The sequence below is a fragment of the Acinetobacter sp. WCHAc010052 genome (genome assembly GCF_002165295.2).
GTDB classification, from domain to species: domain Bacteria; phylum Pseudomonadota; class Gammaproteobacteria; order Pseudomonadales; family Moraxellaceae; genus Acinetobacter; species Acinetobacter chinensis.
Genome location: NZ_CP032143.1, coordinates 1,884,673 through 1,907,814, shown reverse-complemented (window position 1 = coordinate 1,907,814; position 23,142 = coordinate 1,884,673). Strand labels below are relative to the sequence as shown.

Below are 23,142 nucleotides of genomic sequence, written 5' to 3'. Positions count from 1 at the left end.
TCCCGTTTTATGATTTAAATTTTATGTTCGGAGAACTTTATGAACATTAATATGTTGATGCAGCAAGCGCAGCGTATGCAGAAAGACATGGAAAGCAATGTCAAAAAAGCCAAAGAGGAGCTCGCGCAGACTGAAGTTCAGGCTGAAGCAGGTGGTGGTTTGGTGAAAGTCACCATGACCTGTCGCAATGTTGTTAAACGTATTGAAATCAATCCTGAACTGCTTCAGGACGACCCAGATATGATTGAAGATCTGATTGCTGCTGCAATGAACGATGCTGCACGTCAGGCTGAAGTGATTACTGAAGAGAAAATGAAAGGTGCTAATTCTGGAATGGGCTTGCCACCAGGTCTGTCAGGTTTATTCTAAGGAAAGCATATAGTGTTCAGCGATCGTTTTGATCAGCTTGTACAGGCTTTGCGTATTTTACCAAGTGTTGGGCCGAAATCGGCTCAACGCATGGCATTACACCTGTTGATGAAAAACAGGGAAGGTGCTGTAGGGCTTGCACATGCTTTAAATGAAGCAACTGGATATATTCAGGAGTGTACAGTCTGTCATTCTTTAACAGAGGATGAAGTCTGTAATATCTGTCTGTCTCATGACCGTGACACACATGTACTGTGTGTTGTTGAATCACCGGCAGATGTTATGGCTATTGAGCAGAGTGGCAGTTTCAGGGGGAGATACCATGTTCTGGGGGGACATCTGTCACCTTTGGATGGAATAGGTCCTGACGAAATCGGTATTCCGCATCTGATACACCGTTTAAGCGATGGTCAGATTACAGAAGTCATCCTGGCGACCAATGCAACCATAGAGGGGCAGGCAACGGCTCACTATTTGGTGGAAGCAGCCAGGCATTTACCTGTACAGATGACCAGGATTGCTCAGGGCGTACCTCAGGGTGGTGAACTGGAGTATGTGGACAGTCACACACTCAGTCAGGCAGTACACAACAGAATGCGTATGAAATAAGTGCTGAACTTATTTCATACATACCATGAACATTCATCTGTTTATAATGAAAGAATGCAGGTATTAAATAATATAAAAAACATATAAATAAACTATTAAATTTTTCTTAAACACCAAATATATATTAAATAAAACCTGAGTGGATGAAATTTGTTATATATATAGACTATATATGAGTTAGAATGCCATTCAAGAGAATCTAATATTAGACTCGCAGATTATGTTTCAGTTTATTCAACAGCAAAAAGATCTTGAAAATGTATTGGCATTGATGGGTCAGACGAAAACTTATGGGCTCGACACCGAATTTATTAAGGTGGATACCCTTTGGCCTAAACTTGGGCTTTTTCAGATTAACGTAAATGATCAGATTTATTTACTCGATGGTACAACACTGGATCTGACAGGGTTCTGGCAGCGGCTTTTTTCAGCTCAGCAGAACGTCTTTCATGCCTGCAGTGAAGATATCGACCTGATTTACCATTATTCACAGCAGAAAGAACTGAAGAATGTGTTTGATACACAGGTGGCATTATCTTTTCTGGGACATGGGTTGCAGGTCAGTTATCAGAATGCTTTAAAACTTATTCTTGATGTGGATATTGAAAAAGACCAGACCCGTTCAGACTGGCTGGCAAGACCCTTAAGTCCTGAGCAGATGAATTATGCAGCCAATGATGTGCTGTATCTGATGAAGCTCTCAGACCATATTCAGCTTGAACTTAAGAATAAAAGTCTCCTCAGTTTTGTGCTTGAAGACTGTTCAAATCTGACACATGAAATTGGTGTGGAAACCCTTGTGGATGAGCTGTACCATGATATTGGCAACTACAGACATTCACGGCGTCAGTTAATGCAGCTGCAGCAGATTGCTGTCTGGCGCGAACAGATGGTCAAGGCATTAAATCAGCCGAGAAGCTTTATATTGCGTAATTCAACCATGATTGACATGGTCGAAAAAAATCCACGCAATCATTTTCAGCTTTCAACAGTAAAAGACATCAGACCCAATATTGTGCGAGAGCATGGTAAAACCATCCTGGATCTGCTGAAGTTTTTACCTGAGCAGGAACACTGGCCACTCAGAATGGCACGACCGATCAGACATGCAAGTAAAGAAACCGAATCCCAGGTGGAGATGGTGATTCAGAAAGCATCACTTGAAACGGATATTCCAAAAGAAGTTCTGATCAGAAAAAAATGGATGAATGCTATTTATCAGCATGTCGTATTTCATAATGATGAAGAAAAACTGCCTGCATTTTTGAAAGGCTGGCGTTATGAGCTGCTGACACAGCCCTTGATTGAAATTCTTCAGGCAGATGAGCAGTATCTGTCAGGTCAGATGAAAGTGCTTGATTAGTCAGGGGCTGTTTGTTTAAAGAATTGTCAATTACACAATTTCACGACTGATGCGTTAATAATCACTAATGTATCAGTCTTTTTTTTGATGTATGCTTTGTTCTGAGTTTTATGAGTGCTGTTTTAAATATGTATTGTTCAATTTATAAATCGAGCAAAAAAGACGAGATGTACCTGTATGTGTCTAAAACACAGGAAGAGGGTACAGATCCTTTGGAGGTTGTACCTGAAGTCATGCGTACAGCTTTTGGTCGTGCAACATTTGTAATGCATCTGGAACTGAGTGAGTCACGGAAGCTGGCTCGTGTAAATGTTCTGCATGTTATGGATTCAATTCAGAACCGTGGTTTCTTTATTCAGGTACCGCCAGAAGGTCTTATTGATGTGAATGCCATGGAACCGGAAGGTTTGCGTGGTGCTTAATGCAGCCTGGGGGTTGAGCAATGAATGAATTTCTTTCCATACTGGACTCAATTCCTGAAGACAGTATTGCAATCACGGTATATCTGCTTGGCAGTATCATTATTTTATGGTGCTGGTATGCGGTAGCCCGACTGTTACCCAAGCCATTAGGTGGTATCAGCTGGATTATCGGTTTTGCAATACTGCTTACACCGACGGTCTCTGAAGGAAACAATGCATCAATTGCTCCGGCATTTTTTGGATTACTTTTTGGTGTGTTGACAAAGGAACAACCGCTGATCTGGTCCAATCTTTCCGCTATTCTGTTTGTCACTGGACTTGGAATGCTTGTGGGATACTGCTGGAACAGATACATGTCTGAAAAAGCAAAACTTGTGATTAACAAAAAAAGCACACCGCTTTAAGTAAAAAAATAAGGTTAAAACATGTCTGTTGATAAACAACAATTCACTGGTACAGATCAGTACATCGCTACGGATAGCCTTAAGCTTGCTGTGAAAGCAGCACGTGCACTGCAAAAACCACTGCTGGTTAAAGGTGAGCCGGGTACAGGGAAAACCTTGCTGGCTGAACAGGTCGCAGAGAGTCTTGGATTAAAACTGATCACCTGGCATATCAAATCAACCACCAAAGCGCAGCAAGGGCTTTATGAATATGACGCCGTGTCGCGGTTGCGTGACAGTCAGCTTGGTGATGATCGCGTATATGATATCCGGAACTATATTAAGCCAGGTAAACTGTGGGAAGCATTTACGAGTGAAGAGCGCTGCGTTCTGCTGATTGATGAGATTGATAAAGCAGATATTGAGTTCCCTAACGATCTGTTGCATGAACTGGACAAAATGTCTTTCTATGTTTATGAAACGGGTGAGACCATTACAGCGACTCAGCGTCCGATTGTCATCATCACCTCAAACAATGAAAAAGAACTGCCAGATGCATTTTTGCGTCGCTGTTTCTTCCACTATATTGAATTTCCTGATGAAGCAACAATGCGTGAAATTATCAGTGTGCATTTTGATGATATTTCTACGACGCTGGTCAGCGAAGCTTTACAGATTTTCTTTAAATTGCGTCAGGTGCCGGGTCTGAAAAAACCACCTTCAACATCTGAACTGATTGACTGGCTGAGCTTGCTGATGGCAGATGACATGCCTGAAGATGTACTGCGTAATCATGATAAATCCAAAGCAATTCCGCCTTTGTATGGTGCTTTAATCAAGAATGAACAGGATGTACAGTTGCTTGAGCGTCTTGCTTTCATGTCCAGAAGATAATCCCTTTCAGACGATGGATTACTGATTTTTCAGATCCTGAGTATGGAAATAAAAAATCCTGCATTGTGCAGGATTTTTTTGTTATCAAAAAATGTGTGAATACAGGAGTTTAAGGACTGGATACAAAGACATTTAAATTATTTTAAATAAAAGCTTGCAATAATGATAACTGTGTCACATAATGTGTTTAAGAGATAGAGATAAGTCTCATTGAAAACAGATTTTTCAGTTAATAATCCTGTTACTTTCCCCAAAGTTTCAGGATTTTTTTTGTCCGCTATTTTTTAATTGAGTGCTGACAGTTGTAAAAAGATGGGCATCAACTGCCTTTCTGTCAGAATAATCAGTTTATTTTTCAACTGTCTGACTCTATGATCTGATTTATTTTTTATTGGGGAACAGGGAGATGCGGGTCAGGGTAAAACGGACAGACCGTAAAACAAAGGAAATTTCCGTAGGTTATGTGCAGTATGCATACGATGAAGAATGGGTTTCCTGTGGACAGGGTTACATTTCACTGGCTAAAAAAGGATACTGGGTCAGTGACTATGGTGCCAAAGTGATAGATCCATCTGTATCTGACTTTTTTGATTCAGCAAGACCAGGGCAGGAATATGTGCATTCCTTATTTGTGCTGGAGATTCTGCATTAGTATGTTTTATGAAATATTTTCTGTCCTGAAGTGACAGTATGCTGAAAAATATAATGTTTATAATGAGCGCAGAATTATGGAGCCGATTCTGTATTCTCTGTAAAGCATAGCAATGGATGCTGCTGAACGCAGAGTAAAGTTTTCTGACTTTACTTGTGTTTTGTGATCTCACATAATGAAAAAGCTGAATGATTTGCTGATGTTTTTGAATTTTGAAATTTTCCCAAGCCCAATCCAAAGCAAACAGTGTAATTAAACGAATAAAGTAAAAGGATTTGTCTCGGCATGTTTGTGCGACTGTTTTATACCCTCAGAAAATATGGTGTTCCTGTAACCACTCAGGAACTGATTGATCTTAACAAAGCTGTTGCTGCGGGTCTGGTATTTGCAGATCAGGAGGAATTTTATCAGCTTGCCAGAACGGTCATGGTTAAGGATGAACGGTTCTTTGATAAGTTTGACCGGGGCATGAAAGATTATTTTGAAGGTATTTCAACCTTTGATCTTGATGCTTTGCTTGATCAGGTACATAAGTTACCTAAAGAATGGTTTGATCTTGAGCTGCTGGAAAAGCATCTGACACCTGAACAGCGCGAAGAACTGCTCAAGGCGGGTTCACTTGAAGAACTGATGAAAATGCTGGAAGAGCGTTTAAGAGAACAGCATAAAAAGCATCAGGGTGGTAATAAGATGATCGGTACCGGAGGGACTTCTCCCTTCGGTGCGTTTGGTGATCATCCTGAAGGGGTTCGTATTGGTGGACCTGGGCGTAAAAAATCTGCTGTCAAAGTCTGGGAACAGCGTAAATATCAGAATCTGGATGATGAACAGATACTGGGAACACGCCAGATGCAGCTTGCACTGCGCAGACTGCGTAAATTTGCCCGTCAGGGTGCAGCAGAAGAGCTGGATATTGACTCTACAATTAAAGAAACAGCAAGACAGGGTATTCTGGATGTACAGCTTGTTCCTGAACGACGCAACCGTATTAAAGTCCTGATGCTGTTCGATGTGGGCGGTTCTATGGACTCACATATTGCTCAGTGTGAAAAAATGTTCAGTGCAGCAAAAACAGAATTTAAGACACTGGAATATTTTTATTTTCATAACTGCCTGTATGACCATGTGTGGAAAGATAACTTCAGACGTTCAAATACACGGATGAACACATGGGATCTGTTCAATACCTATGGGCGGGATTACAGAGTGATCGTTGTGGGGGATGCCAGTATGGCACCTTATGAGCTGAACTCTCCTGGTGGTTCTGTTGAATATATGAATGATGAAGCTGGAAATGTGTGGCTGAGTCGTTTGCGTAAGCACTTTGATAAAACCGCATGGTTGAATCCTGAAGAACAAAATTACTGGCATTACACGCAGACTATTGGTTTAATTAAGCATATTTTTGACGATCATATGTATCCAATGACCCTGAAAGGTATTGAAGATATGACCCGTTATCTGGCCCGTTAAATCGGCTAAATTGAATTTGTACCAGGGATAAAACAGGGAACTTAAATGAATCATCAGATTAATGGCATCGCATTACCCAATGAAGACGGATTTTTTGGTGAATATGGTGGTCAGTTCATTCCACCTCATCTGAAAGAAGCGATGGATGAAATTAATGTTGCCTATGAAGCCATTCGTAATACATCTGAATTTAAGGATGAGCTGAATGATCTTTTTGCAAACTATGTCGGTCGTCCCAGCCCTTTGTTTCATGCAAAACGACTTTCTCAGCAACTGGGTGGGGCGCAGATTTATCTGAAGCGTGAAGATCTGAACCATACCGGTGCGCATAAAATTAACCATTGTCTGGGTGAAGCATTACTTGCCAAATACATGGGTAAAACAAAAGTGATTGCTGAAACTGGTGCAGGACAGCATGGTGTTGCGCTGGCAACTGCCTGTGCTCTGGTGGGTATTCCATGTGAAATTCATATGGGGCAGGTGGATATTGAAAAAGAACATCCAAACGTTGTAAAAATGAAGATTCTGGGTGCAAAACTGGTTTCAGTGACCCAGGGCACAGCAACTTTAAAAGATGCTGTGGACAGTGCATTTGAAGAATATCTGAAAGACCCTGTAAATTTCATTTATGCAATCGGTTCAGTGGTTGGTCCACATCCTTTCCCTAAAATGGTTCGTGACTTCCAGTCGATTATTGGAAATGAAATCAAAGTCCAGACACAGGAGCGTTTCGGTGCGCAGCCTGACTATGTTGTGGCATGTGTGGGTGGTGGTTCAAATGCTGTAGGTGCTTTTACTGCATTTTTAAATGATCCGGAAGTAAAACTGGTGGGTGTGGAACCAGCAGGACATGGGCTGGATACAGATATGCATTCCGCGACTCTGACCTTGGGTAAACCAGGACAGATTCATGGTATGGCATGTTATGTTCTGGAAGATGAAGCAGGTGAACCATTACCTGTACATTCCATTGCATCTGGTCTGGACTATCCAGGTGTTGGTCCACAGCACAGCTTCTTAAAAGATATTGGCCGTGTGGAATATTCGACTGCAACGGATCAGGAATGTCTGGATGCATTTATGACACTTTCGCGGGTTGAAGGTATTGTACCTGCACTGGAAAGCAGTCATGCAGTTGCCTGGGCTTTGCGTGAAGCACCAAAAATGTCCAAAGATGTGAAGATTGTGGTGAACCTGTCTGGTCGTGGCGATAAAGACTCTGACTATGTAGCTGATAAGCTTGGTTTACACTGAACGGATTATCTTGTCATAAAAAAATCCCTCTGATGAGGGATTTTTTTATTGCTGTCATCTGGTTTAGCCTGAAATGTATTGCTGAAGCTGCTCAATCAGTTTTTTCTGATCTTCCATGGTTGCTTTAACAAGGTCACCAATGGAAACCAGACCGATCAGTTTGCCACTTTCAACCACGGGCAAGTGTCGAAGATGTTTGTCCGTCATCAGGTTTAAGCATTCCTCAACTGTAGTTGCATTGGAAACAGTCAGAACTTTGGCTGTCATAATTTCACTGACAGTGGTGTCGAATGATTTACGCTGCATCAGGGCAATTTTTCGTGTGTAGTCACGTTCAGAGAGAATGCCTGCAACTTCTTCACCTTCAGTGACAACCAGAGCACCGATGCCTTTTTCAGCCATGAGGGTAATTGCTTCAAGTACTGTCGCTTCAGGGCTGATTGTATATACAGAAATGCTGGTTTTATCTTTAAGAACATTAGCTACATTTGTCATGGGGCTGATCCTGAATTGTTGTTTATTGTTTGATATTAAATTAGCGTGAAAACTGGAAAATGAAAATACTTCATCAGTCAGAATAAACTATTTACAAGATTCCAGCTTCTCCATATTATTTGTGCTTAAAATTTTCATGCAGTCTGCATGGCATTGTTTTCAGTAAAAAAGAAATGACGCATCTGCTGCGTTGTAAGTTTCAGTGTCTGACTTGAAGAGTTACACAGTGCAGGAATCACTTTAAGTCGTGTCAGGGTTGGCAGTAAGGATTTCTGGAAATCCTCAGGCGTAATTTTCCTTGGTGTATAGTGCGGCCAGTGACGTTTGGCATATCTGCTTGCCTGCACGCCATTCAGCCAGAATGGAAAAATATTATCTTCATGGTCAGACATGATTGCCCATCCCTGATGATAGAGTCCCCATAAAACACCACAATACATCATGGTTTTTAAAATATTGATTTTCAGAATGAAGTCTCTTTGCACTGGTTGCAATTGACTGATTTGATTCATGACCGTCTTTAGTTGTGAATACCATTATTATTTTAAGAAAAATCTATGAAAATTCAGTGTAAGGATTGATATAAATCGTAAAAAATTATGTCCTGGTTAAATCACAGGCATTAAAAAACGCCACCTGAGTGACGTTTTATTATGCCTGCATTGTGGCCAGCTTCTGCCAGTACTGAGCTTTAAGCGAGTCACGTTCAACACGGAAACCCTGATAATAAAGTTCAGCAAGGAAAAGTGCTGCTTTACCGTGACCTGCACGGGCAACTTCTTCAAGTTGTTTTACTGCATCCACAAAGTTCATCTGAGACTGGATTGTATTGACCGCGTTTGCATAAGTGTGTTCGAGGTCATGGTGAGAGATGTTCTGAATCATATATAACTCCTTATTGTAATTATGATCTGATGGCTTTTAAGCCTGATACCAGTTTAACTGGCTATTGTTAAACTAATATTACAATTTAAATGAATTGTCAAATAAGTTATGGGGGTACATCGTTGAATTTCAAGGTTACACGATTAAACAATGAACAAAAATAATTTTTATTAAAATGATTATACAGGAAACTGTAATAGAAGGAGAAGAAAATGACAACAATGATAGATGGATTTGCGTTTGATGTTCCTCCGGATGCTTCACAGGTCGTTGCCCTGGCTCAGTTTCATAGACAGCAGCTTGATGAAGCAGTTTTTCACAATGAAATACATCTTGGAAATTATTGCCTGGCACAGCGCAAAAGGGTGTATGACTTTACCAGCAGCTTAGCTCCAGAACAGAGAGAAGCATTTTATCAGACCTATGATGGGGAGTTACGCAGAATTGCTGATGATGAAGATCTGCATCCCGCAGATGCTGAAGGTGGTGTCAGTGCTTTTGCGGTTGTAATTGTTCTGCTGATTATCGCCGTGGTGCTTTATTCAGCAGTCTTGAAACTGGTTTAAATGAACCGGCTGTTTATATTGCTCAGATTCACAGCTTTACTGTTGTGAATTTGAGCAAATATGCTTGTGATTCTCAAATATGCGCCATACACTACCTTTGAACTGAGGTAGAACATGCATATTGCTATTCAAAAAATCATTAATATCAAATCAAAGTTTTCACTCGAACAGATTTATAATGGCGTTATTCTTCTGATTGTAGCAGTCATTATGCTGCTCTCAGTCTTCGCACTGTTACGTCCCATTGGCAGTGTTCAGTTTGAAAATATCAAAAAACTTTCCATGCAGCAGGTCCATACTCAGACTCAGGAGATGGCAACGGTGTTAATGGAGCAGGAACATATTTCTTATGGTGAATACCTCAAACTGATGCAGGCGCATCAGACTGAACTTCATCAGGCAAAACAGCTTCCTGCAATGGCACTTGAGGATCAGTAGCCTCAGTTTTCTTTGCAGGGCTGATGGTGTCTGGTTTGTAGGATGGATCTGAGTTGCGTTGCAGCATCAGTTTCAGGTTTTCTTTATCCAGTTCTTCGCTGACAATCACAAGTGTCATATCCTGAGGGTGAATATATTTTCGGACGGCTTTTTGCACATCATCCGCAGAGATTTTTTCCAGTAACTGCTGGTATTGACTCAGATAGCTGGCAGGTAACTGATAAAAACCAATTGAACCAAGTTGTGCATTGATGGATGCATTGCTTCGGTAGGTATTTGGAAATGCCCGTAACATGCCTGCCTTTGTTTCCCGAAGCTGTTTTTTGTCTATAGGATGGTTAACAAAATCAAGCAAAGCTTTATGTGCAACCTGAATACTGTTGATCAGTTGATCCTGATGTGTTGAATAACTGAGGCTGAATGTCCCAGGTGCCTGAGAAAAACCGAATGAACTGTAAGCGCCATAGGTATAACCACGCTTGATACGTAATTCTTTCATCAGAACTGAGTTAAAACCAGAGCCACCGAACATCTGGTTGGCAATGTTTAAAGCAAGCCGATCGGGATCGGAATAAACAGTGCCCAGATGCCCCATCATGACATGTGCCTGGTTTGATGTATAACGGATATGCTGGATGTTGAATCCTGTCTGCAGCTGAGTGGAGGGCAAAGGTGCTGCTTTTTCTCCCTGTTTAAGATTGCGTGTAATTTTTTCAGATAATTTTAAAGCCTGTCTGGGTGTCAGTTTACCGGTAATGGCAATATTCATATTCTGACTGACCAGATATCTGTCACGAAATTTTTGTAAAAGTTCAGGTGTGATATTTTTAATACTTCCGTTGGTTCCTGTAACAGGTTCTGCATACGGATGTTTGCCATAGATCGCCCGCTGAAACTGTATGCCCATAAGTCTGGAAGGATTTTCTTTCAGCTGTTTCTGACCGACCTGAGTGTTGCTGAGTACCAGTTCAATACTGGATTTTTTGAAAGTTGCATTATTTAGCAGCTCGATCATCATTGCCAGTGCTGTTTCCATTTTCTGAGGATCAGCCAGGACTCTGAGTTTTACGATAAACATATCACGGTAAGCTTTTGCACTGAAACTGGCACCTGTCTGTTCAAAGACAGTCACAATTTCTTCAGCATTGTACCGTTTTGTACCTTCATCAAGCAGATTGGCTGCCATATTGGCAACGCCTGACAGACTGCCTTGCATTTCAGTATCACGTGCTGCACCTGCGTTGAATGTCAGCTGGATATCAATGATGGGTAAATCCTGCGATTCTGCAAAAAGTGTCCGTACGTCATAACGGTTTTTTAAGTCGTGGATATAAGGAGCACGATAAGTATTATTTTTACTGATATTTTTCAGGCTGTTCAGCAGGGGAATCGAATGCATATCCGAAACAGAGTCTTCACTTGACTGTTCCTGGATGACATTTGCATAGGAAGTGGATGTTGAAAGCAGAACTGCGGTCAATGTTGTAATGAAAAATCTCATGAGCAGTTCCTTTTATTTACTTGTGTTCTGTTCAGGCAGCAGATACATGGTACTCAGGTTGTCTCTGGTCAGATAAAATGAGGCAACCCGCTGGATATCTTCGGGTGTGACATTTTCAAAATGTTTTGGGAGTTCATCCATCAGTCGGTAGCTCAGACCATTCACCTCCAGATTGCCGATCATCCTTGCCTGACCGACAATATCATCCTGCCCATAGACCAGGTTTGAAACAAATTTTGCGGTAATGCGTTCAACCTCATGGGGCTGTATCTGTTCTTTCTTCAGATTATTTATTTCATTGAGGATGGCTTTTTCCGCATCTTCCAGGCTGACACCATTGACAGGCAGTGCTGAAATACTGAAAAGACTGTCGCCTCGGTTATAGGGGTCATAAGATACGCTGACAGCAGTCAGCAATTTTCGTTCTCTGACCAGCCGTTGTTGCAGTCTTGAAGAAATACCACTGTCCAGAATGCTTTTTAAAATGGTCAGGGTATAGGCGTCCTGAGGGTTCTTGGCAGTGGGTAATGAAGGAACATTCCATGCCATGAACAGGTTTCCGACCTGAACGGGATAATGCAGCTCCATGTGGCGAAAACCGGCACGATCAAACTCAAGGACATCATTACGGGCGGGAATCTTTCGTTCAGGAATATTGTCAAAATAAGACTGTACCTGCTTTACGGCTTGCTCTGAATCGACATCTCCGACAATAACTAAAATTGCATTGTTTGGGCTGTACCAGGTTTTATACCAGTCTTTTATGTCCTGAAGCTGGATATTCTGCAGGGTTTTCATATGACCAATGACAGGTTGTCTGTAATGGCTGGTCGGATAAGCAATCCATTTAAACCGTTCAAAGGCGAGTGTTCTGGCACTGTCGTCTGTACGTTGTCTGCGTTCTTCCATGACCACCCGAATTTCAGGATCAAAATCCTGTTGTCTGAGCTGCAGTCCAGTCATTCTGTCCGCTTCAAGTTCCAGTGCCATCGGAAAGTAGTTTTTAGGATAAAGTTGATAATAATTAGTGTAGTTGGTGAACGTTGAAGCATTAATACTTCCACCATACATTCGGCTCAGCCGGGTGAACTCATCATCTGGAACTTTCTTTGTGCCTTTGAACATCATGTGTTCGAGGACATGTGAAACGCCTAAAATATTGCCCGATTCATCGCTGCTACCAACACGGTACCAGATCTGAGTCATGACCATTGGCGAGCGATGGTCTTCACGGATAATGACTTTTAATCCGTTTTTCAGCGTTGTTTCAAAAGTTGTTCTGGAAAGTTCACTGCGTGTTTCTGCATGACTGGGTGCAGCATGTAATGCAAAGACAAACAGACCTGACAAAAATCCTGCTTTTTTTAGTGTTGAGTAAAGTAAAGAGGATGATTTTTTATAAGGCACAGTTACAACCTGTCAATAAATTCATATTTCTATTCTCAGAAGATAAATGCCTGAACGCAACATTAACGTGTTGCTTTTTAGTGTTTAAGCGCAGGGCTGAATTACAGGCAAAGCATTCAGCTTTATGATAGAATCCGATTTTTTAAACGCAATGCTTTTCAAGGATTCGGCATGCAACAGCAATCTAATGTGCAGAATAAATTTTTGATTGATGCTGATATCGGTGATGACGATGTTACTTTACCGAGTCTACCGGTCGTAAATGTTCCTATCACTGAAACTCAGGTTGAAATTAAAAAGGAAGAACCTGAAGTAAACTCTGTTGAAGTTGCAGAGAATACTCAGCAGAATGAACAGCCGAAAACAGGTTTCTTTGGCAGAATGAAGGATGGTCTGACCAAAACCCGTCGTAACTTTACCGATGGTATGGTCAATATCCTGATCGGTGGTAAAGAGATTGATGATGAGCTGCTTGAGGAAGTTGAAGAACAGTTGCTTGTTGCAGATATTGGTGTCGAAGCGACTAAAACCATTATTGCCAATCTGACTGAACGTACTGCACGTGGTGATCTGATTTATTCACACTCATTGTATAAAGCATTGCAGGAAGAACTGGTTGCATTACTGGCACCACGGGTAAAGCCGTTACATATTGATCCAAATAAAAACCCGTTTGTGATTCTTGTTGTAGGTGTAAATGGTGTGGGTAAAACAACCACCATTGGTAAACTGGCAAAACGCTTACAGGGTGAAGGCAAGAAAGTCATGCTGGCTGCAGGTGATACTTTCCGTGCAGCAGCGACTGAACAGCTTCAGATCTGGGGCGAACGTAACAATATCGCCGTGGTCGCCCAGGGGCATGGTGCAGACAGTGCTTCAGTGATTTTTGATGCTTTTGAAAGTGCGCGTGCAAAAGGTGTTGATGTACTGATTGCAGACACGGCAGGTCGTTTACATAACAAAAGTAATTTAATGCATGAGCTGACCAAAGTTAAACGTGTCATGCAGAAAATTGATGCGACTGCTCCACATGAAGTGATGCTGGTGGTTGACGCTGGTACAGGTCAGAATGCAATCAACCAGGTTGAAATGTTTGATGAAGCAGTTGGACTGACAGGAATTACAATTACCAAACTGGATGGTACAGCTAAAGGTGGCGTACTGTTTAATATTGCCAGTCGTACTCATGTGCCAATCCGTTTCATTGGTGTCGGCGAAAAAATTGATGATCTGCGTCCATTTTCAGCGAAATCATTTGTTGCTGCTCTGTTTGAAACAGATAAATAAAAGCAGTCAGAACATTGATTGTTTAAGTTATGCTTAATCGGGACTCCACTTTTCAGTGGAGTTTTTTATGGGCTGAAAACAGGTTGCTGAATTGTAGCAATCTGTTCTGAAACAGTGATTTGATATATTCCTGAAATAAAATTGATGATAAATAAAAGTTATTGTTCCAAAAATAAAACAGACTGTCACTGATTTAGTGCTGATTGCATGAGTAGGAATCAATATGCTGTGTGTATGGAATAATTCAAATATTTTAAAAGAGGTTTTACTATGTCATTCCTGAATCAACTTGAAAAACGCCGCAGTATCTATGCGATCGGTAAAAATGTATCAGCGTCACAAGCAGAAATAGAAGAACTGATTCAGAAAACAGTTCGTTTAAGCCCATCAGCTTTTAATTCACAGACTTCACGTGTTGTAACGCTTTATGGTGCGTCACATAAAAAATTCTGGGAAATTGTTCGTGAATCATTACGTAAACTGGTGCCTGCTGAAGCATTTGCAGGCACTGACGCCAAAATCAGCAGTTTTGAAGCAGGGTATGGAACAGTATTGTTTTATGAAGACCAGGATGTTGTAAAATCCCTTCAGGAACAGTTTGCACTGTATGCAGATAACTTCCCTGTATGGTCTGAACATTCAACAGGTATTGCTCAGTTTGCTGTATGGACAGCGCTGGCAGAACAGAATATCGGTGCATCACTGCAACACTACAACCCAGTTGTAGATGCAGAAGTGGCAGATGTTTATGAGATTCCTTCCAACTGGAAACTGCGTGCACAGCTGGTATTCGGTTCAATTGAAGCTCCAGCCGGTGAAAAAACATATATGGAAAACTCTGAACGTTTTAAAACTTTCAACTGAGTTTTAAAAAGGCGCTTTGAGCGCCTTTTTTATTTATGCAGATAAATTGAGCCTGAACAGGGTTAAGGCTTTGTCATAAAAATGTCATCAACTGGTAGCATAGTGCTGCAATATATAAATTCAATTAGAGAATGACAATGAAATCAAGAGCTGCGCTGCTGGTTGCGGGACTGATGATGGGAGCTGATGCTTTTGCCGCCGTGACAATTACTGTTCCTGAGGATATTAAAGTATTGGCAGTAAATGATCAGGAAGTCAGTTCAGGATTTTTACGGGCGGCTGCCAGTCAGTATAAAGTCGACGCAGGAAAGAATTCGATCAGTATGCGTTACGTTCAGTATTTTGAGCATCGCAACGGTGAGCACGATATTGTGAAATCAGGTGTGCTGACATTAAATACCCCGGAACTCATGGATGGGGAAAAATATACTCTTAAAACTGTAAATGTACCGACTGAGTTTGAAGCTGCAAAAAAATATGCTGAACAGCCTACGGTTGCTCTTTTTAACAGTAAGCAACAGTTGCTTGTGCAGCAGACAGGTGCAAACACAGCACAAAAATCATGGTTAGGCAAAGGACTGTTTGGTACCGATGTTGATCTCACTCAGAAAAAACAAAGTGTAAATGAACAACCTTCTGCTGTTTATCCTGTCAGTGATAAGGCTGTAGCAGACTCTCAAAAACAGAAACAGTCTCAAACAGCTGTCTCAGTATCTACTGCAGACCAACAGCTGATCCAGATATGGAAAAGTGCATCCAAGTCAGAACGCCAGAAATTTATGACCTGGCTGGCTGAACAGTAATATTCTTGCTTTAATTGAAGTAAATATATACGGAAATTGTTAAGTTGGATTAAAAAATAATCATACAGTCATATTTTTTTGAATTATCCGAAACTAAGGGTTGCATTCATTTTTATATTCTATAGAATGCACTCATCCCGACGCGATACAGCAAACGAACTTAGCTTAGAGGGTTAAGTTGTTAAATGTTTATTGCGTCTTATTTATCGCTGACGAGGTGATAAATGATTCATTAAGAGAATATGAAGAACAACTTGTGTGGATTTTTACTGATTGATCGATCGAAATTATTTTCATTGATTGATGGTTTAAATTACTCGAAGTTTATTTGAGAGAATTTGTCAGAAAATTGATGAGCCAAGATTGGCACCCTTTAAGGTGCTAGCAAGTATTAAACTGAAGAGTTTGATCATGGCTCAGATTGAACGCTGGCGGCAGGCTTAACACATGCAAGTCGAGCGGAGAGATGTAGCTTGCTACTGATCTTAGCGGCGGACGGGTGAGTAATGCTTAGGAATCTGCCTATTAGTGGGGGACAACATTCCGAAAGGAATGCTAATACCGCATACGCCCTACGGGGGAAAGCAGGGGATCATTAGACCTTGCGCTAATAGATGAGCCTAAGTCGGATTAGCTAGTTGGTGGGGTAAAGGCCTACCAAGGCGACGATCTGTAGCGGGTCTGAGAGGATGATCCGCCACACTGGGACTGAGACACGGCCCAGACTCCTACGGGAGGCAGCAGTGGGGAATATTGGACAATGGGGGGAACCCTGATCCAGCCATGCCGCGTGTGTGAAGAAGGCCTTTTGGTTGTAAAGCACTTTAAGCGAGGAGGAGGCTACTCTGGTTAATACCCAGGGATAGTGGACGTTACTCGCAGAATAAGCACCGGCTAACTCTGTGCCAGCAGCCGCGGTAATACAGAGGGTGCGAGCGTTAATCGGATTTACTGGGCGTAAAGCGTACGTAGGCGGCTTTTTAAGTCGGATGTGAAATCCCTGAGCTTAACTTAGGAATTGCATTCGATACTGGGAAGCTAGAGTATGGGAGAGGATGGTAGAATTCCAGGTGTAGCGGTGAAATGCGTAGAGATCTGGAGGAATACCGATGGCGAAGGCAGCCATCTGGCCTAATACTGACGCTGAGGTACGAAAGCATGGGGAGCAAACAGGATTAGATACCCTGGTAGTCCATGCCGTAAACGATGTCTACTAGCCGTTGGGGCCTTTGAGGCTTTAGTGGCGCAGCTAACGCGATAAGTAGACCGCCTGGGGAGTACGGTCGCAAGACTAAAACTCAAATGAATTGACGGGGGCCCGCACAAGCGGTGGAGCATGTGGTTTAATTCGATGCAACGCGAAGAACCTTACCTGGTCTTGACATAGTAAGAACTTTCCAGAGATGGATTGGTGCCTTCGGGAACTTACATACAGGTGCTGCATGGCTGTCGTCAGCTCGTGTCGTGAGATGTTGGGTTAAGTCCCGCAACGAGCGCAACCCTTTTCCTTATTTGCCAGCACTTCGGGTGGGAACTTTAAGGATACTGCCAGTGACAAACTGGAGGAAGGCGGGGACGACGTCAAGTCATCATGGCCCTTACGACCAGGGCTACACACGTGCTACAATGGTCGGTACAAAGGGTTGCTACCTAGCGATAGGATGCTAATCTCAAAAAGCCGATCGTAGTCCGGATTGGAGTCTGCAACTCGACTCCATGAAGTCGGAATCGCTAGTAATCGCGGATCAGAATGCCGCGGTGAATACGTTCCCGGGCCTTGTACACACCGCCCGTCACACCATGGGAGTTTGTTGCACCAGAAGTAGGTAGTCTAACCGTAAGGAGGACGCTTACCACGGTGTGGCCGACGACTGGGGTGAAGTCGTAACAAGGTAGCCGTAGGGGAACCTGCGGCTGGATCACCTCCTTAACGAAAGATTGACGATTGGTAAGAATCCACAACAAGTTGTTCTTCATTGATGTATCTGAGGGTCTGTAGCTCAGTTGGTTAGAGCACACGCTTGATAAGCGTGGGGTCACAAGTTCAAGTCTTGTCAGACCCACCATTCTGACGAATCAGCACAGAAACAGATATATCGGGATCTTAACTGGGGACTTAGCTTAGTTGGTAGAGCGCCTGCTTTGCACGCAGGAGGTCAGGAGTTCGACTCTCCTAGTCTCCACCATCACATTAAGTGAAGTTCTGAATTATAGAATTTAGTGAATATGACATCATCTGATTTCAGTTTATTAAGTTCTGTGATTTATCACAGTTTGCTACCTGCTGACGAGGCGGTAGTTAATCATTAACAGCATATATTTGAGTTGAAATAAATTGTTCATACTCGTTTCAAGTAGGCAACTACAAGAAATGAGAAACTAGCGATTAAACTGAATCAAGCGTTTTGGTATATGAATCTAATTGAAGCTGTACAGTGATTAATTTCACAGACGCCAACTGTATGAGAGTGATGAGAAATCGTCGCGATCTGTTGCTCATCCTACTTGTAGGGATGAACGACTGTTTGGGGTTGTATAGTCAAGTAATTAAGTGCATGTGGTGGATGCCTTGGCAGTCAGAGGCGATGAAAGACGTAATAGCCTGCGATAAGCTCCGGGGAGGCGGCAAATATCCTTTGATCCGGAGATTTCTGAATGGGGAAACCCACCTGCTATAAGGCAGGTATCGTAACATGAATACATAGTGTTGCGAGGCGAACGAGGGGAAGTGAAACATCTCAGTACCCTTAGGAAAAGAAATCAATTGAGATTCCCTCAGTAGCGGCGAGCGAACGGGGAACAGCCCATTAAGTCATATAAGCTTTAGTGGAATGCTCTGGGAAGTGCAACCATAGTAGGTGATAGTCCTGTACGCGAAAGGGCTTATATGATGATGTCGAGTAGGGCGAGGCACGTGAAACCTTGTCTGAATATGGGGGGACCATCCTCCAAGGCTAAATACTCCTGACTGACCGATAGTGAACCAGTACCGTGAGGGAAAGGCGAAAAGAACCCCTGTGAGGGGAGTGAAACAGATCCTGAAACCGCATGCATACAAGCAGTGGGAGCCGACTTGTTCGGTGACTGCGTACCTTTTGTATAATGGGTCAGCGACTTACATTCAGTAGCAAGGTTAACCGTATAGGGGAGCCGTAGGGAAACCGAGTCTTAATAGGGCGTTCAGTTGCTGGGTGTAGACCCGAAACCGGGTGATCTATCCATGAGCAGGTTGAAGGTTGGGTAACACTAACTGGAGGACCGAACCCACTGTCGTTGAAAAGCCAGGGGATGACTTGTGGATAGGGGTGAAAGGCTAATCAAACTCGGTGATAGCTGGTTCTCCCCGAAAGCTATTTAGGTAGCGCCTCGGACGAATACCATTGGGGGTAGAGCACTGTTTCGGCTAGGGGGTCATCCCGACTTACCAAACCGATGCAAACTCCGAATACCAATGAGTACTATCCGGGAGACAGACTGCGGGTGCTAACGTCCGTAGTCAAGAGGAAAACAATCCAGACCGCCAGCTAAGGCCCCAAAATTATAGTTAAGTGGGAAACGATGTGGGAAGGCATAGACAGCTAGGAGGTTGGCTTAGAAGCAGCCACCCTTTAAAGAAAGCGTAATAGCTCACTAGTCGAGTCGGCCTGCGCGGAAGATGTAACGGGGCTAAAACTATATGCCGAAGCTGCGGATTTGCAATTTATTGCAAGTGGTAGGGGAGCGTTCTGTAAGCCGATGAAGGTGGATTGAGAAGTCTGCTGGAGGTATCAGAAGTGCGAATGCTGACGTGAGTAACGACAAAACGGGTGAAAAACCCGTTCGCTGAAAGACCAAGGGTTCCAGTCCAACGTTAATCGGGGCTGGGTGAGTCGACCCCTAAGGCGAGGCCGAGAGGCGTAGTCGATGGGAAACTGGTTAATATTCCAGTACTTGTGTGTAATGCGATGAGAGGACGGAGAAGGTTAAGTCAGCCTGGCGTTGGTTGTCCAGGTGGAAGGATGTAGGCATGTATCTTAGGCAAATCCGGGGTACTCTATGCTGAGATCTGATAGCAAGCTGTACTTGTACAGTGAAGTGGCTGATACCATACTTCCAGGAAAAGTCTCTAAGCTTCAGTTACACAGGAATCGTACCCGAAACCGACACAGGTGGTCAGGTCGAGTAGACCAAAGCGCTTGAGAGAACTCTGCTGAAGGAACTAGGCAAAATGGTACCGTAACTTCGGGAGAAGGTACGCTGCCGGCGGTGATGGGATTTACTCCCTGAGCGGCCAGCAGCCACAGAAACCAGGCCCCTGCAACTGTTTATTAAAAACATAGCACTCTGCAAACACGAAAGTGGACGTATAGGGTGTGATGCCTGCCCGGTGCTGGAAGGTTAATTGATGGGGTTAGCGTAAGCGAAGCTCTTGATCGAAGCCCCAGTAAACGGCGGCCGTAACTATAACGGTCCTAAGGTAGCGAAATTCCTTGTCGGGTAAGTTCCGACCTGCACGAATGGCATAATGATGGGGGCGCTGTCTCCAGCAGAGGCTCAGTGAAATCGAATTCGCCGTGAAGATGCGGTGTACCCGCGGCTAGACGGAAAGACCCCGTGAACCTTTACTGCAGCTTGACATTGAACTTTGATCTTACCTGTGTAGGATAGGTGGGAGGCTTTGAAGTAGTGACGCCAGTTGCTATGGAGCCATCCTTGAAATACCACCCTGGTAATATTGAGGTTCTAACTCTGTCCCGTTATCCGGGACGAGGACCATGTCTGGTGGGTAGTTTGACTGGGGCGGTCTCCTCCTAAAGAGTAACGGAGGAGTACGAAGGTGCGCTCAGCGTGGTCGGAAATCACGCGTAGAGTATAAAGGCAAAAGCGCGCTTAACTGCGAGACCCACAAGTCGAGCAGGTACGAAAGTAGGTCTTAGTGATCCGGTGGTTCTGTATGGAAGGGCCATCGCTCAACGGATAAAAGGTACTCTGGGGATAACAGGCTGATACCGCCCAAGAGTTCATATCGACGGCGGTGTTTGGCACCTCGATGTCGGCTCATCTCATCCTGGGGCTGAAGCAGGTCCCAAGGGTATGGCTGTTCGCCATTTAAAGAGGTACGCGAGCTGGGTTTAGAACGTCGTGAGACAGTTCGGTCCCTATCTACCGTGGGCGCTGGAAATTTGAGAGGATCTGCTCCTAGTACGAGAGGACCAGAGTGGACGAACCTCTGGTGTACCGGTTGTGACGCCAGTCGCATCGCCGGGTAGCTATGTTCGGAAGGGATAACCGCTGAAAGCATCTAAGCGGGAAGCCTACCTCAAGATAAGATTTCCCTAGGACTTTATGTCCTCTAAAGAGCCGTTGAAGACTACGACGTTGATAGGCTGGATGTGGAAGCACGGTGACGTGTGAAGCTGACCAGTACTAATTGCTCGTGAGGCTTGACTATACAACACCCAAACAGTTGTTGTATGAAGCTCAGTTGATTCGATATTCATCAGAATGACTTGATTCAGAATCGCAACAGTATGACAATGTTCCAACTCAGATAGAGCTGTTAATAACTCATTTGGAAAAAGCATTGGCATCTAAATAAGACCAAAGCAAGTATCCATAAACAGTTGTGCTGGCGACAATAGCAAGAGTGAACCACCTGATCCCTTCCCGAACTCAGAAGTGAAACCTCTTTGCGCTGATGGTAGTGTGGGGTTACCCATGTGAGAGTAAGTCATCGCCAGCTCATTATTCCTAAACACCCTCAATCATTTGATTGAGGGTGTTTTTTATTGCCGGAATGAAAAGAAAAGTAAAAGCTATTTCAGTCGGGTCATGCTTAAACCTGCTGCTTTACTGTAGCTGATTTCAAAGATCTGATTGTCCGGGTGCTGAGCTATACAGAGTTCCCCGTACATTACGGTTTTATAGCCTAAGCGCTGCTGTACAAAATTCATCAGTGCAGTCCGTTTTGGAATCAGTTCCTTCATGTAGTCTCCCTATACTTCAAAGAACAGTGGGGGAAAACCACAGCTTTTTAAGGTATGGACTCGAGCTGAAAGGGGCTGATTAACTAAAAAAAGTCTGTTTTCCTATACACAATTGAAACAGAGTTAAGCCAATTGATAGTGTCTACTTCAAGACTACTAAAAAATAGATAATCAATAAGCTACATGAACACTTCTACGAGAGTTTCATGGCATTCATATGGTCGGTCTCTTACGTAGAAATAAGGATAGAAAATCTTTTATTTTTTTAAGTAAATATATTATTAAATCAATTGCATACTGACAGTGAAATATTAAGCAATCTGTTCCGGACTCCATTGCAGAGAGATAACTTTAAGGTTGCTTTTATAAAGTATAAAAGAAATAGTTTTATGATTTGGCATCTTTAGTCTGCTGGAGTGAAGTAGAGATTTCTGTTCTGGATTACGTCTAATTTTTCTACAAACAATAGATAGCTTGAATGTTAATCTAAGGTTTGAAAAAGTATAGGTCTGATATATTTCATTTGGAGTGAATCATGGTAGTGCAGTGCGTAACGTTTTACTTTAGTGAGCCTGGAAGAAAATTTTGCTTCTTTCACCAGAACTAATAATGCATGGGGATGTCGTGGGATGGTCAGAATCAGTTACGATCAATACAGTAGAGTATAATATCTATGAGCAGATCAACAGCATTACTTTATTGGGAGTTATGCAAAATCTGTTTAGCTATTCTAAAGTAGATAAAAAAACACTTCTTATTTTTAAGTGAGAGAAATGTAATTATAGCCATAATGAATTTATATTTGAATTATTAAAACTGTTACGAAAAAATCTTTGAAATTAAATGTTCAGATTCTTACTGAATTAACTTAAATAAGTTTAGGACATGATTGTAATTGTTTACAGGCTATTGATTTATAATTGTAAAGCAGTTGTGTCGGTGAATCATTGTTTGTACAGCAAATAAACGGTTCTGTTAGATCAATAGTTTATTTATTTTAAAAAAACTGTTATTACTAGAAAGAAAGAATTTAAATAGTATGGGTTTAATTATGGATACAACTGTAAAATATATTGTCTTGAAAAGTAAAGATTATCAGTTGGGGACACCATTATTTCAGGAAGAATTGAAAGAAGATTCAACATATTTTGATCGAATTCCTGAGGTCATCAAATATCAAAGCCATAGTTTTAAAGTGCTAAGTAAAGAGCTTACCCGATTACATAATATTGATGAAAATACTGAAAGCCAGACAATTTTAGTAAAAGTTATAGCAATGGTCAGTTAATTGAAATAAACAATGGAGCAATGGATCATATGATTTATTGCTCTATATTTACAACAGTTGTTGAATGGTTGTCTAAGTTATTGTTTAATAATACTAATTAATAGAGTGGGGTTGTCATTTGTAAATGATAAATACAAATTTTACTTTTTAATAAAAATAAATACTGCATTCAATGTTGTTGTTCACATGAGATTACTTTTATAATTGCAAAATTGTTTTTAGG

General features: G+C 42.4%; 21 protein-coding genes, 2 tRNA genes and 3 rRNA genes. 20 read left to right on the top strand and 6 right to left on the bottom strand.

All coding sequences use genetic code 11. The annotated features are described in order from the left end of the window. Window positions 1–39 precede the first annotated feature (39 nt). The 9 genes from CDG61_RS09590 (at window position 40) to trpB (ending at window position 7,419) form a co-directional block, all read left to right on the top strand. Window positions 40–369 carry a YbaB/EbfC family nucleoid-associated protein gene (locus CDG61_RS09590; protein WP_087512229.1) on the top strand — a complete coding sequence of 110 codons (330 nt, stop codon included), beginning with the start codon at window positions 40–42 and terminating at the stop codon, window positions 367–369. 12 nt (window positions 370–381) lie between these two features. Next, window positions 382–978 carry a recombination mediator RecR gene (gene recR / locus CDG61_RS09585; RefSeq protein ID WP_087551053.1) on the top strand — a complete coding sequence of 199 codons (597 nt, stop codon included), beginning with the start codon at window positions 382–384 and terminating at the stop codon, window positions 976–978. Window positions 979–1,198: 220 nt separating this feature from the next. After that, window positions 1,199–2,341 (top strand): ribonuclease D, encoded by a 1,143-nt coding sequence (locus CDG61_RS09580; protein WP_087551054.1) that lies wholly within the window; start codon window positions 1,199–1,201, stop codon window positions 2,339–2,341. Window positions 2,342–2,469: 128 nt separating this feature from the next. Beyond that, a complete protein-coding gene (locus CDG61_RS09575) occupies window positions 2,470–2,763 on the top strand; it encodes a YcgL domain-containing protein (RefSeq protein WP_087512403.1) in 294 nt (97 codons plus the stop codon). A gap of 20 nt (window positions 2,764–2,783) precedes the next feature. After that, window positions 2,784–3,167, top strand: coding sequence for a hypothetical protein (locus CDG61_RS09570; RefSeq protein WP_087512226.1), 384 nt, complete (start codon window positions 2,784–2,786; stop codon window positions 3,165–3,167). 21 nt (window positions 3,168–3,188) lie between these two features. Next, on the top strand, window positions 3,189–4,040 hold the full coding sequence (locus CDG61_RS09565; protein ID WP_087512225.1) for an AAA family ATPase: 852 nt from the start codon (window positions 3,189–3,191) through the stop codon (window positions 4,038–4,040). Window positions 4,041–4,446: 406 nt separating this feature from the next. Then, window positions 4,447–4,692 (top strand): hypothetical protein, encoded by a 246-nt coding sequence (locus CDG61_RS09560; RefSeq protein ID WP_087551055.1) that lies wholly within the window; start codon window positions 4,447–4,449, stop codon window positions 4,690–4,692. A 285-nt stretch (window positions 4,693–4,977) separates the two neighbouring features. Then, complete coding sequence (locus CDG61_RS09555) at window positions 4,978–6,165, top strand: vWA domain-containing protein (protein WP_087551056.1); 1,188 nt, start codon at window positions 4,978–4,980, stop codon at window positions 6,163–6,165. A gap of 45 nt (window positions 6,166–6,210) precedes the next feature. Continuing rightward, window positions 6,211–7,419 carry a tryptophan synthase subunit beta gene (gene trpB, locus CDG61_RS09550; RefSeq protein WP_087551057.1) on the top strand — a complete coding sequence of 403 codons (1,209 nt, stop codon included), beginning with the start codon at window positions 6,211–6,213 and terminating at the stop codon, window positions 7,417–7,419. Window positions 7,420–7,482: 63 nt separating this feature from the next. Here the strand turns inward: trpB and CDG61_RS09545 are convergent, their stop codons facing one another. The 3 genes from CDG61_RS09545 to CDG61_RS09535 all read right to left on the bottom strand — a co-directional run bounded on the left by CDG61_RS09545 (window position 7,483) and on the right by CDG61_RS09535 (window position 8,799). Beyond that, window positions 7,483–7,914 (bottom strand): CBS domain-containing protein, encoded by a 432-nt coding sequence (locus CDG61_RS09545; RefSeq protein ID WP_087551058.1) that lies wholly within the window; start codon window positions 7,912–7,914, stop codon window positions 7,483–7,485. A 134-nt stretch (window positions 7,915–8,048) separates the two neighbouring features. Continuing rightward, window positions 8,049–8,426 carry a DUF2750 domain-containing protein gene (locus CDG61_RS09540; protein WP_087512220.1) on the bottom strand — a complete coding sequence of 126 codons (378 nt, stop codon included), beginning with the start codon at window positions 8,424–8,426 and terminating at the stop codon, window positions 8,049–8,051. Between the two features lie 139 nt (window positions 8,427–8,565). Then, the gene (locus tag CDG61_RS09535) at window positions 8,566–8,799 is read right to left on the bottom strand and encodes a hypothetical protein (RefSeq protein ID WP_087512219.1); all 234 of its coding nucleotides are present in this window, start codon (window positions 8,797–8,799) and stop codon (window positions 8,566–8,568) included. 212 nt (window positions 8,800–9,011) lie between these two features. On the opposite strand from CDG61_RS09535, the gene CDG61_RS09530 reads away from it, so the two are divergent. Both CDG61_RS09530 and CDG61_RS09525 read left to right on the top strand, forming a co-directional pair. After that, window positions 9,012–9,365 carry a hypothetical protein gene (locus CDG61_RS09530; protein WP_087512218.1) on the top strand — a complete coding sequence of 118 codons (354 nt, stop codon included), beginning with the start codon at window positions 9,012–9,014 and terminating at the stop codon, window positions 9,363–9,365. Between the two features lie 114 nt (window positions 9,366–9,479). Next, on the top strand, window positions 9,480–9,803 hold the full coding sequence (locus tag CDG61_RS09525; protein WP_087551059.1) for a hypothetical protein: 324 nt from the start codon (window positions 9,480–9,482) through the stop codon (window positions 9,801–9,803). On the opposite strand, the gene CDG61_RS09520 is transcribed toward CDG61_RS09525, so the two are convergent. Together CDG61_RS09520 and CDG61_RS09515 are read right to left on the bottom strand one after the other, a co-directional pair. Further along, window positions 9,727–11,304: a M16 family metallopeptidase gene (locus tag CDG61_RS09520; RefSeq protein WP_087551060.1), complete on the bottom strand. Its 1,578-nt coding sequence runs from the start codon at window positions 11,302–11,304 to the stop codon at window positions 9,727–9,729. The genes CDG61_RS09525 and CDG61_RS09520 overlap by 77 nt on opposite strands. 12 nt (window positions 11,305–11,316) lie before the next feature. Beyond that, the gene (locus tag CDG61_RS09515) at window positions 11,317–12,654 is read right to left on the bottom strand and encodes a M16 family metallopeptidase (RefSeq protein WP_087551078.1); all 1,338 of its coding nucleotides are present in this window, start codon (window positions 12,652–12,654) and stop codon (window positions 11,317–11,319) included. Window positions 12,655–12,882: 228 nt separating this feature from the next. Here CDG61_RS09515 and ftsY point away from each other — a divergent pair, with 228 nt between their 5' ends. The 8 genes from ftsY to rrf all read left to right on the top strand — a co-directional run bounded on the left by ftsY (window position 12,883) and on the right by rrf (window position 21,387). Continuing rightward, complete coding sequence (gene ftsY, locus CDG61_RS09510) at window positions 12,883–13,998, top strand: signal recognition particle-docking protein FtsY (protein WP_087551061.1); 1,116 nt, start codon at window positions 12,883–12,885, stop codon at window positions 13,996–13,998. A 270-nt stretch (window positions 13,999–14,268) separates the two neighbouring features. Continuing rightward, a complete protein-coding gene (locus tag CDG61_RS09505; RefSeq protein WP_087551062.1) occupies window positions 14,269–14,862 on the top strand; it encodes a nitroreductase family protein in 594 nt (197 codons plus the stop codon). A 137-nt stretch (window positions 14,863–14,999) separates the two neighbouring features. Further along, window positions 15,000–15,665, top strand: a complete 666-nt coding sequence (locus tag CDG61_RS09500; protein WP_416240684.1) for a DUF2057 family protein — start codon at window positions 15,000–15,002, stop codon at window positions 15,663–15,665. 393 nt (window positions 15,666–16,058) lie between these two features. Next, a 16S ribosomal RNA gene (locus CDG61_RS09495) occupies window positions 16,059–17,595 on the top strand. A gap of 59 nt (window positions 17,596–17,654) precedes the next feature. Beyond that, a tRNA-Ile gene (locus CDG61_RS09490) sits at window positions 17,655–17,731 on the top strand. 44 nt (window positions 17,732–17,775) lie between these two features. Then, window positions 17,776–17,851: transfer RNA gene (locus tag CDG61_RS09485), tRNA-Ala, on the top strand. Between the two features lie 351 nt (window positions 17,852–18,202). Continuing rightward, window positions 18,203–21,096 (top strand): 23S ribosomal RNA (locus CDG61_RS09480). Between the two features lie 176 nt (window positions 21,097–21,272). Beyond that, window positions 21,273–21,387, top strand: a 5S ribosomal RNA gene (rrf, locus tag CDG61_RS09475). The 16S, 23S and 5S rRNA genes sit together here with 2 tRNA genes alongside, the layout of an rRNA operon. 73 nt (window positions 21,388–21,460) lie before the next feature. On the opposite strand, the gene CDG61_RS17470 is transcribed toward rrf, so the two are convergent. Then, complete coding sequence (locus tag CDG61_RS17470) at window positions 21,461–21,631, bottom strand: hypothetical protein (RefSeq protein WP_171405594.1); 171 nt, start codon at window positions 21,629–21,631, stop codon at window positions 21,461–21,463. 1,051 nt (window positions 21,632–22,682) lie between these two features. Between CDG61_RS17470 and CDG61_RS09470 the strand changes: the two genes are divergently transcribed. Then, window positions 22,683–22,919, top strand: coding sequence for a hypothetical protein (locus CDG61_RS09470; protein WP_087551483.1), 237 nt, complete (start codon window positions 22,683–22,685; stop codon window positions 22,917–22,919). Window positions 22,920–23,142 lie beyond the last annotated feature (223 nt).